We start from the raw sequence: 12,371 nt of genomic DNA on the forward strand, positions 1-12,371 counted from the left end.
GCGGGCATCGGAAGGTCACTTAACGTGATGCTTGACACGTGTTAGGCCGAGGATCTAAGCTACCTAACACGTGTTAGGAAGGAATTTGTTATGACCGGTGCCACCACTGGCCTGCGTGAAATCTCACGCCGGACCGCCCTTGGCGCCCTGGGAGTAGGAATTGTGGGAGCAACCGTGGCGTCGTGGCCACGGCTTTCCGGAACCGACATTCCCGGGCGAGGGGACAACAGCCTCAGCATTGCCATCTTGGGAACCGCCGCCGATGCCGCCGCCCGCCAGCGGGCCATCGACGCGTTCACCCGCCTCCACCCGGATATCCGGGTCAAAGTCCAGGCCATCCAGGCCGTGGACTGGAAAGACTTCTTTACCAAGATCCTCACCATGGTGGCCGCCGGCACACCGCCGGACGTTGTCTACGTCGCCACCGAAGGCGCGCAGCTCTTCGCCGACAAGCTGGCCCATCCACTGGACGAATACCTGCGCCGCGACGCCGCGGATATGACAGAGTTCTTCGCCGACGTACACCCGAGCCTCGTGGAGGCCTTCATGTACAAGGGCAGCCTGTTCCAGCTCCCCATGGACTGGAACGCCGCCAACATGTACTACAACACCGCCGCCTTCGCCCAGGCGGGGCTGCAGCGCCCGGCGGATGACTGGACCAACGTGGACTTCCGCAACGGCCTCGCCGCCATGCGTAAAGCCCGGCCGTCAGATTTCACCCCTTATTACTGGACCAACAGGCTCTTCGGCGGCGTGGTGCCCTGGCTCTACGCCAACGACACCAGCTTCCTGAAGGAAACCCGGTCCGCCGGGGGTGACTGGCTTTGGGACAGCTTCTACGCCAACGATCCCTCCCGCAGCCTGCGCTCCGGCGGCTACCAGTGGCTCGAGCCCAACGCCGATGACCCACGCGTGTTCGAGACATTCGACTACCTGCGGGGCCTGGTCAAGGACGGGCTGGGCGTCCGCCCGGAGGAGGGCGGCGGCGGTTCCCTGGTGGGATTATTCGCGTCCAACCGGATCGGCACCACCCCGGCCGGGGGCTACTGGGTCCAGGGCCTGCACGAGGCAGGCATGAAGGAGAACGACTTCGACGTGGCCTTCTTCCCCAAATGGCGGACCCAGCGGCACCAGTTCGGCACGGCCGGATACGCCATCATGAAGACGGCCAAGGACAAGGACGCCGCCTGGGAATGGATCAAGTTCAGTGCCTCCCGCGAGGCCATGGAGCTGATCTTTCCCAATCCCGCGACCACGCCGGCCCGCCGTTCCATGGTCGACGAAGCCCTGTACGCGGGCAAGGGCCCGGCCCACTGGAAGGTCTTCTACGACACGCTGGACAAGTTCCCCACTACCGGGCCCATTCCGGCACCGCCCCAGCAGGCCGCCGTCGAAACGGCCCTGATGAAGAACGTCTCGCTGGCCGTCAGCGGGGACGAACGCCAGCTCAAACAGGCCCTCGAGTCCATGCAGCGCGATCTTGAAATTGCCCTGAGGAGGCAGTCATGAGCACCACCATCCCTCGTCGGGAGCGGCCAAAGCAGGCCGCCAGCCCGGCTTCCCCCGGGGCGGCGGCCGCTGCATCCGGACGGCACAGCCAACGCTGGCTGGCCTGGATCTTCCTTGCCCCCACCATCGTGGGCATGGGCCTGTTCACCCTGGTGCCCATCATTGCGTCGGTGGTCCTGGCGTTCTTCCGCTGGGACATCATTTCCGCCCCGACGTTCGTGGGCTTCGACAACTTCGCCGAAGTGGTCCAGGACCCCACGGTCCGGGTGTCCTTCCTGAACACGATCGCCTTTGTGGTGGTGGCCGTGGCCCTCCAACTGGGCCTGGCGCTGGCGCTCGCGGTCATGGTGCAGGAGAAGATGCCGTCGTGGCTGCGGACCGTCTTCCGCTCGGCCTTCTTCTTCCCGCTGATCCTCTCCGCCGCCTCGGTGTCCATCTTCATGCGGTACCTCTTCAACGAGCAGTTCGGTGTGGTCAACTGGTTCCTGTCCCTCGCAGGCATCCCCGCGGTGCCGTGGCTGACCACCCCCGGCGGGTCCGCCGCCGTCGTCATCCTGGTCTATGTGTGGCAGAACTTCGGGTTCTCGTTCCTGCTGTTCATCGGCGGGCTGGCCTCCATTCCCGCCGAAACCTACGAGGCGGCGTCCCTGGATGGCGCCACCGGGTGGCGCAAGCACGTCTACGTCACCCTGCCGCTGCTGAGCCCCACCACCCTGCTGGCCTCGGTCATGGCCATCATCAGCGCGCTCCAGGTGTTCGACCAGCCGTACGTGCTGACCCGCGGCGGCCCCGGAGATTCCACCCGCACCGCCGTGATGGTGATCTTCGAGTCCGCGTTCCAGCGTCTGGAATTCGGCCAGGCCTCGGCCATCGGCGTGATCCTCACGCTGATCATCATGGCCATCACAGCCGCGCAGTTCCGGCTCAGCAAACGATTCGTCTTCTACCAGTAAGGCCAGCCATGTCTACCACTACAGAGCGGGTACCGGCCCGCACGGCCCCCGGTAATCCCGCCCGGCCACGCCGCAAGCCGAACTGGAACCTGGCCGTCCGGGTTGTCCTGCTGACCTTCGCGGCATCCCTGACCCTGGGCCCGGTTCTGTGGACCCTGTCCACGTCGCTTCGGACGCCGTCGGAATCGTTCAAGCTGCCGCCGTCGTTCTTCCCCCTGAACCCGGACTTCACGTCCTACGCGCAGGTCTTCCAGCAGTTGGACATCTTTATCCTGGTGCTGAACAGTGCCCTGGTCACCGGACTCATCGCGGTCGGCCAGATGGTTACCGCCGCGATGGCCGGCTACGCCTTCGCCAACCTCAAGTTCCGCGGCCGGGGGGCTCTGTTCTCGATCGTGCTGGCCACCATGATGGTGCCGGTCCAGGTGACCATCGTGCCGGTGTTTATGCTGATCCGCGGCATGGGCCTCTCGGACACCCTCCTGGCCCTGATCCTGCCCGCCATTCCGACGGCGTTCGGCACCTTCCTGATGCGCCAGTACTTCCTGGGGCTGCCCACCGACCTCGCGGAAGCTGCGGCGATCGACGGCGCCACACCGTGGCGCACCTTCCGCTCCGTCTACGCGCCCCTGGCCGTCCCGGGCATGGCAATTGTGGGCATCCTGGCCTTCAACTTCCACTGGAACGAGTTCTTCCGCCCCCTCATCATGACCATCTCGGAGCGGAACTTCACCCTTCCGCTGGGCCTCGTCTCACTCCAGGGAAACCTGGGTACGGGCAGCATCTCGGTGGTCCTGGCAGGCGTAGTCCTTTCCATGATTCCGGCCCTGGTGGTCTTCATCTTCGGCCAGCGCGCGCTGCAGGACGGTCTCACCGCCGGCAGCGGCAAGTAACTTCTCCACCTTCTGAAAGGCTAACTTCCATGTCATCCCCGGACCTTGCCGCCACCAACTTCGCCAGCCTGGCCGCGGCCCACCCGGACCCAGCGTTCCCGCAATTCCACCCCCGCCCCGCCCAAGGCTGGATCAACGACCCAAACGGCGTCAGCCACATCAACGGCCGGTACCACGTCTTTTTCCAGTACAACCCCGAGTCCGCCCGGCACCACCGGATCGCGTGGGGCCACGTCAGCTCCGCCGACCTGGTGCGCTGGGACGAACACCCGGTTGCTTTGAGGCCGCAGGACGGCGGGCCGGACGAGTACGGCTGCTGGACGGGTGTGGTTACGGACGACGGCGGTGTCCCCACCGCTGCGTACTCGGGCGTGCGCGGCGACGGTGGCCACTCCCAGGTGGTCATCTCCCGTGGTTCCGCGGACCTGGTGCACTGGACACAGGACGGGCACGTCGCCGCGTCCATGCCGGCCGACCCGCAGGTGACGGCAGTCCGGGACCCGTTCATCTTCCGCTTCAACGGCAAGCGCTACGCCATGCAGGGTGCCGGCCTCGCTTCCGGCCACGCGGCCCTGCTGCTGTACACGGTGGAGGATCTGTCCGACTGGAAATACCAGGGCATCTGTCTGACCTCCGAAAACCCGGTCGCTGCTGCCCACACTCCGGCCGAGATCTGGGAATGCCCGCAGCTGGTGCACGTGCCGGCCAGTTCCCGGGGCGACGATTCTTCCCAGGATGCGTGGGTGATGATGTTCTCCCTGTGGCTGGCCGGTGACCAGCACGAGCACGCCAACGGGGTGGGCCACTTGATCGGCTCGCTGGCCGAGGACCCCGCCACGGGGCTGCCCGTGTTTTCCCCGCGGTCCGGCGGGAAGTCGGACCTGGGCCGGGACTTCTACGCGCCCCAGATCCTGCAGTTGCAGGATGGCCCTGCTGCCGGTGCTGCTGCCGAACCGAAGGCGATGCTGTGGGGGTGGGCCAACGAAGGACCGGGTCGGGATGGCCGGCGCGGCCGGAGCCAAGGTGAGATCGACGCTGCAGGCTGGGCAGGCGTGCTGACCCACCCGCGGCTGCTGTCGGTCGTGGACGGGGCGCTGGCCGTGGCACCGGCACCGGAAGTGGATGCCTACCGGGGCTCCCAGGTGGCTGTCCAGGCGGACGGGAATGTTGTGCTGCCGCCGTTTGCCGAGGCTGTGGTGACCGCCCACTCCGGCGGGCCGGCCGCGCTGGCCGCGGACGCCGTCGTCGAACTTTCCCTGGTGGCCGGGGACGGCACGGATGCCTCCCGCCAGGTGGTGTTCAGCGGTGCACTGGCCGCAGGGGAGGAGCTACGGGTGTTTGTGGACGCGTCGCTGGTGGAGGTTTACCGGACCGGTGCCGTGGCCACCACGCTGCGGGCGTACCCGGCGCCCGGCGAACGGTGGGTCCTGCAGTTGCCGGCGGGTGCTGCCGCCACTGTGTGGCAGCTGGAACAGCCAAAGTAGGGGCCGTTGGTGGTCCCTGCCGGTCGGCGTCAGCCCCGGCCGTCGGGGACCGGTCCCGTGGATTCGCGGACCACCAGCCGGCCCGGTACCAGGGTCTCGATCGGTTGGCGCCAGGCAGGCTTCACGTCCTCGCCTGGGGTGCCATCGTTGGGCTGGGGCTCAGCTGCAAGCTCCTGGAGCAGCCCGGTCATCGCAGCCTCCCCCATCTCACGCAGCGGCAGGGCCATGGTGGTGAGCGCCGGGACCATGGTTGAGGCAATGCGGAATTCGTCGTCGTAGCCCATGACTGAGAGATCCTGCGGGATGGAAAGGCCCAGCCGGTTGGCAGCGAGCACCACGCCGATGGCCAGCCGGTCGTTGGCGCAGACGATCGCGGTGGGGCGTTCCGCAGCGGCCACCCCGTCCAGGAGTTTCATGGCCCCGTGGAAACCGGCGTCGATGTCCCAGCCCACCTGGAGGATCCGGCCCGGAGGAACCGGCAGGCCGGCGGCCTCAAACGCGGCGCGGTGGCCTTGGATGCGGCGTGGGGCAGCGGGCGTGAGGTTGTCGCCCGCCAGGAACGCGATGTCCCTGTGGCCCAACTCCAGCAGGTGCTTGGCCGCCTCCCGGCCGCCGCGGACCTCGTCGGGAATGACGGCGGGAACACCGGCGTCCGGGCGGTCATCGAAGCAGTTTGCCAGCACCGACGGCACGCTCAGCATGTTGGGCGGGACGTGCAGGGGGCGCAAGCCCACCGTGACATACATCAGCCCGTCCACCTGGCGGTCCAGCAGCGTGGCGACGGCCCCCTCGTCGCGGGCCTCGTCCAGCTCCGTGTCCATCACCACGGTGACAAAACCCTGGGTTCTGGCCACGGCGTCGGCGCCTGCGATGATGTTGCCGTCGAAGGGGCTGGTGACCACCTGGTCCGAGACGATCCCGATGATGCGCGACCGGCGGTTCCGGAGGCTCACGGCGATGGTGTTGGGCGTGTAGTTCAGGGCGGCGGCAGCTTCGCGGATCCGGTCCTGGCTCTCCTTCGCCACGTTCCCGTCGCCGCGGCCGTTGAGTACCAGCGACACAGCGCTGCGGGACACACCAGCGAGTTTGGCGACGTCCAAGGCTGTGGCTTTGCGATTCATGGTGGGGACCCTCCGGACTGCTGTGTTTCTCGCAGTCTACCTAACGCGTGTGAGGGATGCCCGGACCGCCCAACTGGGTAGCAGCAGATGTCGTTATGGGACCCCATAACGACATCTGCTGCTACTTAGTTGGGGTGCGGAGGGCGTCAGGTGAGGGACGCCGCCAGCTCCTCGATGATTTCGAACTGCTCGCGCACCCCGCCTTCCATGCCGGACTGCGCAATCATGTCCCGGACTTCCTTGCTGCCCGCGTCGGTGCGGATCCTGACCGTGGTGGCGCCGCCGTCGGCCTCTTCGAAGGTGACCGTGTTCACCACGGCTCCGTCTTCGCTGTCCCGTGCTGTGCCAGGCATCTCCATGACCTCCGTGTTCACGATCCGTTCGTTCGGCACTATCTCCCGGTACGTCCCGTGGAAGGCCACCTCGAATTCGCCGTGCGCCACCATGACGTAACGCCAGGCGCCGCCCACCCGGAAGTCCATTTCCATCACCGTCATCTCGCCCCGCCGGCCAGGCCACCACTTCCTGACAAGTTCGGGGGTGGTCCAGGCCCTGTAGACCAGATTCCGGGGTGCGTTGAGCGTGCGGGTAATGAGGATTTCGTCATCGCTGGGGAAGGTGACGTCCATGGTCCCGCTGCTTGCCTGTGCCATTGCCCTGCTCCTTTGCCTAGTTTTCTTGGTCTTTGAGGTCCTCCAGCACGTCCTCCAGGAGGTCGAACCGCTCTTCCCAGAGGTGCTGGTAGCTGGCAACCCAGTCGTGGATGGGCTTCAGGGCCTGCGGATTGAGCCGGTAGACCCGTTGCCGGCCTTCGTCGCGCACGTCCACGGCCCCTACCTCGCGCAGGACGCGCAGGTGCCGTGATACGTGCGGCTGGGCCAGGCCAAGCAGGTCCACAAGTTCGTTAACGGGACGCTCGCCCTGGGCGAGGGCGTCCAGGATCTCCCGACGGCGGGGCTCAGCCACCGCGTTGAATGCATCTGCCGTTGTTGCTGCCCGTGCCATACCGAAATTGTATACCCATATGGATATGCGTTGGAAGGATCTGGAGGTATTTGCAGCATTCACAAAATTGTGAATCTGAGTAATGTTCGAAGTATGGAAACCATCATCCAGACCGTTGATTTGCATAAGCACTTCGGCAGGGTCCGGGCCCTTGACGGACTCAACCTTGAGGTCCAGCGGGGCGAGATCCACGGATTCCTCGGACCCAACGGCGCCGGCAAGTCCACTACCCTGCGTATCCTGCTGGGCCTGGCGAAGGCCACGTCCGGAACAGCCAGCGTCCTGGGCCTGGACCCCTGGACGCAGTCCGTGGAACTGCACCGCCGCCTGGCCTACGTCCCCGGCGATGTGCGGCTCTGGCCCAACCTGTCCGGCGGCGAGACCATCGATCTTCTCTCGCGGCTGCGCGGCGGCACTTCAGGCGGCGCCTCCAGGGGCACGGCCTACCGGCAGCGCAAAGCGGATCTCTGCGAGGCCTTCGACTTCGACCCGGGCAAGAAGGGCCGCGCCTATTCCAAGGGCAACAGGCAGAAGGTGGCGCTGATCGCCGCCCTGGCCACGGACGCCGAGCTGTACCTCCTCGACGAGCCCACGAGCGGCCTTGACCCGCTCATGGAGGCGGTGTTCCGCCGCGAGGTCCTCGCCGCCGTCGAACGCGGTGCCACTGTGCTCCTCTCCAGCCACATCCTCTCCGAGGTGGAGGTACTGTGCCACCGCGTGAGCATCATTCGCGCGGGCCGGGTGGTTGACGGCGGGACGCTGGACTCGCTGCGACACCTCACCCGTTCCGATGTCTCGTTCGCCGCTGATGGCGTGAATACCCGCACCTTGGTGGAGCTGGGCGCCGTGCATGACCTGACGGCCGACGGCGGCAGGGTCAGGTTTGGTGCCGACTCGGACCGGATTGCGGAGGTGCTTCCGGCGCTCGGCGCCTTGGGCGTCAAGGGACTGACGATCACGCCGCCTTCCTTGGAGGAGCTGTTCCTGCGGCATTACGGTGACACGTCGGTGCAGGTCATCGGGGCGGGAAGAGAAAACGGGCATACCAAGCACGCCCGTCGGCGGCACCTGCTGGGCGCGAGGGGCCGTGATTAGGGTGCGCGAGCTGAGGATCCTCTGGGGCCAGCGCCTGCGGCGGGACCGCTGGCAGCTGGTCATCTGGGTGCTGGGCATCGGCGCCCTCGCGCTGTTCTCGGCCACAGCCATCCAGGAGACTTTCGGTGATGAGTCCAGCCGCGCCGAAATCCTGCAGCTGGCCATTGCCACTCCTGCCATCCTGATGCTTCGCGGCCTGGCGCGCGGGGCCAGCCTGGGCGCTTTCACGTTCTTCCAGATCTACGCCTTCCTTGCCCTGCTGGCCGGCCTGATGAGTACTTTCCTTGCAGTTCGCCACACCCGGGCTGACGAGGAAAGCGGCAGCGCCGAACTGGTCGCCGCCACCCCGGCCGGCCGCCTCACACCCGCCGTCGCCACGATCCTGCACGGCACGTCAGCCAACGTCCTGGTGATGCTGTCGGTGTTCACCGGCTACATGGCTGCGGGGCTGGATCCCGCCGGTGCCATGGTGGCGGGCGCCGCCGTGGGCGCGGTCGGGTTGGCGTTCCTGGGCGTGGGCCTGCTTGTGGCCCAGCTGATGGGTACCTCCCGCGGAGCTAACGGATTCGCCTCGGCTCTGGTTGTTCTGGCGTACATCCTGCGGGGCATCGGGGACGCCACAGGCAAGCCGAGCGCCGACGGGACGGTGATGACCGCGGGAACTGCCAGCTGGTTCTCCCCGATCGGGTGGGGACAGCAAACGTTCGCTTTCACGGGTGACCGATGGTGGCCGCTGCTCCTGCCGCTGGCCCTCGCCGCCGTCTGTGGGGCCGTTGCCTGGCTGCTCCTGAGACGGCGGGACAGTGGCGCGAGCGTCTGGGGGGCACGTCCCGGGCGGATGGCCGCACGTCCTTCGCTGAACAGCCCTACCGCGCTGGCCCTGCGGCTGCAGGCGGGTTCGATCATCGGCTGGGGCATCGGCGGGCTGGCCATGGGAATCCTGGCAGGCTCACTGGGCAGCGCGATCGCCGCGGCCGACTTATCCAACAGCAACATCACCGCGGCGCTGCGTGCCATGATCCAGTCCCAGGGTGTATCACTGACCCAGCTGCTGATTTCCGCAATGTTCTCGATTGCGGGAGTGCTGGCCGCCGCGTGCGGGCTGCAGGCCGTCATCCGGCTGCGCCAGGAAGAGGCGGCCGGCACCGCGGAGCTCCTGCTCGCTGCTCCCATCAGCCGGTTGCACTGGCTGGCCAGCTACCTGTTGCTGGGCACCGCGTCGGTGTTGCTGGTGATGTTCCTCGCCGGGTTCGGGACCTGGGCCTCGCTGGCCGGTGCCGGTGACACCTCCGTGGAAGCGCGGGCCGTGTGGGAAACCGCCGTCGCCCAGCTTCCCGCGGCCCTGCTCTACCTTGCCGTTCCTGCGGTGGTGTTCGTCCTGTGGCCAGCGGCGACCATCACCGTGGGCTGGGCGCTCCTCGGGGCCGGGGTGGTGCTGGGCATTTTCGGCGGCATGATCGGCCTGGACCAGAGCCTTCGGGACCTCTCACCGTTCACCCACACCCCCGTTCCCAACGGTACGACGACGGACTGGAGCGGGGCGTGGTGGATGCTGGCCACCGCTGTCCTCGCCGCCGTCGTGGCCGTCATTGGCATGCGGCGGAGGGAAACGGGGACGGCATGAGCGAGGAGGCCGCTGAGGCAAAGGCTGCGGCGGAAAAGGCTGCGGCAGGATTCGCTGCGGCCGGCTTCCCTAAGATGCCTGCCCGGGCGCTGATGGCCTTGGTCTCGTCCGAGGACGGTAGCCTCACTGCAGCCGAGCTTGCGGAGCGGCTGGGCGTGAGCGCTGCAGCGGTGTCCGGCGCCGTCAGGTACCTGCAGACCGTGGGCTTTGTCCACCGGGTCTCCCAGCCCGGCAGCCGCCGCGACCTGTACGCCCTCTACGACGACGAGTGGTACATCGTCTCCATGCGGAAGAGCCCTATCTACCAAAGCCTCGCGGCACTGACGGACGCGACTGCCGAGGCCCTGCCGGAAGGGTCCGCTGCCCGGTCCCGCGTAACGGAGATGGGCCGCTTCTATCGCTTCCTCGCCGCCAGGATGCCCGCGATCCTGGACGAATGGGAGCGGGAACGGGAAGGCTGGGAACGCGAACAGGACGACTCAATGCTCAAAGGAGGCCTGCCGTGACCATCATCGACAACGCGGTGTATGTGGACGGGGTTCGGACCGCGGACCCCTACGGCCTGGAGGAGACGTACTTCGTCCTTCGCCAACGGGAGGGCATGGCGTGGATCGGGATGTACAGGCCGGACGCCGTCGAACTCCGCTCCGTGGCAGAGGAGTTCGACCTCAACTCCCTAGCCGTGGAGGACGCGCTCGCCGGGCATCAGCGCGCCAAGCTGGAGCACTACGGCGAATGCGTTTTCCTGGTGCTGCGCCCCGCCCGCTACCTGGACGACGTGGAGAAGGTGGACTTCGGCGAGATCCACGTGTTCGTCGGCGCCGACTATGTCATCACGGTCCGGCACGCCGAATCCCCGGATCTGGCCAGGGTCCGACGGCGGATGGAGTCCATGCCGGAGTTCCTCGCCCTCGGCCCGGATGCGGTCCTGTACGGCATCCTTGACCAGGTAGTGGACGAATACGAGCCTGTGGCCGCGGGCCTGGAAAACGACGTCGACGAGATCGAGGACGACCTCTTTGGCGCCGACCCGGACGTCTCCCGCCGGATCTACGAACTGTCCCGGCAGGTCATCACGTTCCAGCGCGCCACGAGCCCGCTGGTGGGGATCCTGCAGGTCCTGATGACCGGGACACCGGAACGGACGCAGGGACCCGAGCTGCAGGACCACTTCCGTGACGTGCTTGACCACGTGCTGCGGCTCAACGAGCGGGTGGCGTCCTTCCGGGCCCTGCTGCAGAACGCGCTGGCCGTCAACGCCGCCCTCGTGGCCCAGCGGCAGAACGACGAGATGCGCAAGCTCACCGAATCCAGCTTCGCGCAGAGTGAGCAGGTCAAACGGATCTCGTCCTGGGCCGCCATCCTGTTCGCGCCGACGCTGGTGGGCACGATCTACGGCATGAACTTCAGCTCAATGCCGGAGCTGGACTGGGTTTTCGGCTACCCGTTCGCGCTGGGCCTGATGCTGGCGATGGGGCTGGGGCTGTACTTCACGTTCAAGCACAACAAGTGGATCTAGCGGCCGGGGGCGCTCACCGGTCGCCGGTACAGTGAAGGCATGCCGCCTGCCGCCCTTCCCTCCTTGGACGAACTGCTCGCGTCTGCGTATGTAGTCAGCTTGCCCATGCGGGTGAAATTCCGCGGCATCATGGAGCGCGAGGCCCTGCTGCTTCGAGGTCCGGCCGGGTGGGGCGAGTTCTGCCCGTTCCCCGAATACGGGGACGCCGAGGCGTCCCGCTGGCTCGCAGCCGCCATCGAGGCCGGCTGGGACGGCTTCCCGGCGCCCCTTCGGTCAACGATTCCGGTGAACGCCACGGTTCCAGCCATTTCCGCGGACCGCGTCCCGGAACTGCTGGCCCGGTTCGGCCGGGTGGACGCCGTCAAGGTCAAGGTGGCGGAGCGCGGACAGACGCTCGACGACGACGCCGCCCGCCTCGATGCCGTCCGTTCCCTTCTGCCTAGGGTGGCCATCCGCGTGGACGCCAATGGCGCGTGGGACGTGCCGGCCGCCGTGCAGGCACTGACCCGGCTCGCCGCCGTCGGGCTCGAGTATGCCGAGCAGCCAGTGCCAACGATTGAGGGCCTCGCCGAAGTTCGATCGCTTTTGCGGGCCGCCGGTATCCCCGTGCTGATCGCCGCCGACGAAAGCGTGCGCAAGGAATCCGACCCCCTCCGGGTGGCCCGGGCCGGCGCTGCGGATCTGATCGTGGTGAAGGTTGCACCGCTCGGTGGAGTGCGGCGCGCGCTGGACATCGTGGCCCAGGCAGGGCTTCCCGCCGTCGTGAGTTCCGCACTGGATACCTCCGTGGGGATCCGCGCCGGGCTGGCCTTGGCGGCCTCCCTGCCGGAGCTTCCGTATGCGTGCGGGCTGGGGACGGTGTCCCTATTTGCCTCTGACGTCACGACGGATCCGCTGGTGGCCGACGACGGCGCCATCCGCCTCCGCGATGTGTCCGCTGACGCCGGGCTGCTGGAGCGGTACGCCGCCCCCGCGGAACGCCGGGACTGGTGGCTGGCCCGGCTCCGCCGCGTCCACGCGCTCGTGGCTGCATCGATTGCTCCGTAAGCGCCGTTTTCAGCGCCCACAACGGCGCTTACGGAGCAATCGAAGGGGGTATCCCTGCAGGTCACCGGCGGTTCACCGGAGCTTCACCTGACGGATGGCTGGGCGTTGGAACCGGCTGACA

The 12,371-nt window shown here is 67.2% G+C and carries 12 protein-coding genes; 9 read left to right on the forward strand and 3 right to left on the reverse strand.

Annotated features, from left to right (window positions below; translation table 11 throughout):
• Positions 1 to 90: 90 nt before the first annotated feature.
• From V9L18_RS05810 to V9L18_RS05825, 4 genes are read left to right on the forward strand one after another with little or no spacing between them, the layout of a single operon-like run.
• Complete coding sequence (locus V9L18_RS05810; RefSeq protein ID WP_337346220.1) at positions 91 to 1,509, forward strand: extracellular solute-binding protein; 1,419 nt, start codon at positions 91 to 93, stop codon at positions 1,507 to 1,509.
• On the forward strand, positions 1,506 to 2,462 hold the full coding sequence (locus V9L18_RS05815) for a carbohydrate ABC transporter permease (protein WP_337346221.1): 957 nt from the start codon (positions 1,506 to 1,508) through the stop codon (positions 2,460 to 2,462). Before V9L18_RS05810 ends, V9L18_RS05815 begins: the two co-directional genes overlap by 4 nt.
• An 8-nt stretch (positions 2,463 to 2,470) precedes the next feature.
• Positions 2,471 to 3,355, forward strand: coding sequence for a carbohydrate ABC transporter permease (locus V9L18_RS05820; protein WP_337346222.1), 885 nt, complete (start codon positions 2,471 to 2,473; stop codon positions 3,353 to 3,355).
• Between the two features lie 29 nt (positions 3,356 to 3,384).
• Positions 3,385 to 4,839, forward strand: coding sequence for a glycoside hydrolase family 32 protein (locus V9L18_RS05825; protein WP_337346223.1), 1,455 nt, complete (start codon positions 3,385 to 3,387; stop codon positions 4,837 to 4,839).
• Positions 4,840 to 4,868: 29 nt separating this feature from the next.
• On the opposite strand, the gene V9L18_RS05830 is transcribed toward V9L18_RS05825, so the two are convergent.
• The 3 genes from V9L18_RS05830 to V9L18_RS05840 all read right to left on the reverse strand — a co-directional run bounded on the left by V9L18_RS05830 (position 4,869) and on the right by V9L18_RS05840 (position 6,965).
• A complete protein-coding gene (locus tag V9L18_RS05830; protein ID WP_337346224.1) occupies positions 4,869 to 5,960 on the reverse strand; it encodes a LacI family DNA-binding transcriptional regulator in 1,092 nt (363 codons plus the stop codon).
• Positions 5,961 to 6,106: 146 nt separating this feature from the next.
• The gene (locus tag V9L18_RS05835) at positions 6,107 to 6,613 is read right to left on the reverse strand and encodes an SRPBCC family protein (protein ID WP_337346225.1); all 507 of its coding nucleotides are present in this window, start codon (positions 6,611 to 6,613) and stop codon (positions 6,107 to 6,109) included.
• A gap of 16 nt (positions 6,614 to 6,629) precedes the next feature.
• Complete coding sequence (locus V9L18_RS05840; RefSeq protein ID WP_337346226.1) at positions 6,630 to 6,965, reverse strand: ArsR/SmtB family transcription factor; 336 nt, start codon at positions 6,963 to 6,965, stop codon at positions 6,630 to 6,632.
• A gap of 93 nt (positions 6,966 to 7,058) precedes the next feature.
• Between V9L18_RS05840 and V9L18_RS05845 the strand changes: the two genes are divergently transcribed.
• From V9L18_RS05845 to V9L18_RS05865, 5 genes are read left to right on the forward strand one after another with little or no spacing between them, the layout of a single operon-like run.
• The gene (locus V9L18_RS05845; protein WP_337346227.1) at positions 7,059 to 8,060 is read left to right on the forward strand and encodes an ABC transporter ATP-binding protein; all 1,002 of its coding nucleotides are present in this window, start codon (positions 7,059 to 7,061) and stop codon (positions 8,058 to 8,060) included.
• 1 nt (position 8,061) lies between these two features.
• Complete coding sequence (locus V9L18_RS05850; RefSeq protein WP_337346228.1) at positions 8,062 to 9,684, forward strand: ABC transporter permease; 1,623 nt, start codon at positions 8,062 to 8,064, stop codon at positions 9,682 to 9,684.
• Positions 9,681 to 10,190 carry a GbsR/MarR family transcriptional regulator gene (locus tag V9L18_RS05855; RefSeq protein WP_337346229.1) on the forward strand — a complete coding sequence of 170 codons (510 nt, stop codon included), beginning with the start codon at positions 9,681 to 9,683 and terminating at the stop codon, positions 10,188 to 10,190. The genes V9L18_RS05850 and V9L18_RS05855 overlap by 4 nt, the downstream gene beginning before the upstream one ends.
• Positions 10,187 to 11,203: a magnesium and cobalt transport protein CorA gene (locus tag V9L18_RS05860; RefSeq protein WP_337346230.1), complete on the forward strand. Its 1,017-nt coding sequence runs from the start codon at positions 10,187 to 10,189 to the stop codon at positions 11,201 to 11,203. The genes V9L18_RS05855 and V9L18_RS05860 overlap by 4 nt, the downstream gene beginning before the upstream one ends.
• Before the next feature lie 39 nt (positions 11,204 to 11,242).
• Complete coding sequence (locus V9L18_RS05865) at positions 11,243 to 12,250, forward strand: o-succinylbenzoate synthase (RefSeq protein ID WP_337346231.1); 1,008 nt, start codon at positions 11,243 to 11,245, stop codon at positions 12,248 to 12,250.
• Positions 12,251 to 12,371: the final 121 nt, after the last annotated feature.

The organism is Pseudarthrobacter sp. CCNWLW217 (assembly GCF_037203985.1).
GTDB lineage: Bacteria > Actinomycetota > Actinomycetes > Actinomycetales > Micrococcaceae > Arthrobacter.

What these genes read in the sequence shown, in the direction of transcription:
- V9L18_RS05810 (WP_337346220.1), top strand. Translation starts at nt 91, where the DNA reads ATGACCGGTGCCACCACTGGCCTGCGTGAAATCTCACGCCGGACCGCC.
- V9L18_RS05865 (WP_337346231.1), top strand. Translation starts at nt 11,243, where the DNA reads ATGCCGCCTGCCGCCCTTCCCTCCTTGGACGAACTGCTCGCGTCTGCG.
- V9L18_RS05825 (WP_337346223.1), top strand. Translation starts at nt 3,385, where the DNA reads ATGTCATCCCCGGACCTTGCCGCCACCAACTTCGCCAGCCTGGCCGCG.
- V9L18_RS05835 (WP_337346225.1), bottom strand. Translation starts at nt 6,613, where the DNA reads ATGGCACAGGCAAGCAGCGGGACCATGGACGTCACCTTCCCCAGCGAT.
- V9L18_RS05830 (WP_337346224.1), bottom strand. Translation starts at nt 5,960, where the DNA reads ATGAATCGCAAAGCCACAGCCTTGGACGTCGCCAAACTCGCTGGTGTG.
- V9L18_RS05855 (WP_337346229.1), top strand. Translation starts at nt 9,681, where the DNA reads ATGAGCGAGGAGGCCGCTGAGGCAAAGGCTGCGGCGGAAAAGGCTGCG.
- V9L18_RS05845 (WP_337346227.1), top strand. Translation starts at nt 7,059, where the DNA reads ATGGAAACCATCATCCAGACCGTTGATTTGCATAAGCACTTCGGCAGG.
- V9L18_RS05840 (WP_337346226.1), bottom strand. Translation starts at nt 6,965, where the DNA reads ATGGCACGGGCAGCAACAACGGCAGATGCATTCAACGCGGTGGCTGAG.
- V9L18_RS05815 (WP_337346221.1), top strand. Translation starts at nt 1,506, where the DNA reads ATGAGCACCACCATCCCTCGTCGGGAGCGGCCAAAGCAGGCCGCCAGC.
- V9L18_RS05820 (WP_337346222.1), top strand. Translation starts at nt 2,471, where the DNA reads ATGTCTACCACTACAGAGCGGGTACCGGCCCGCACGGCCCCCGGTAAT.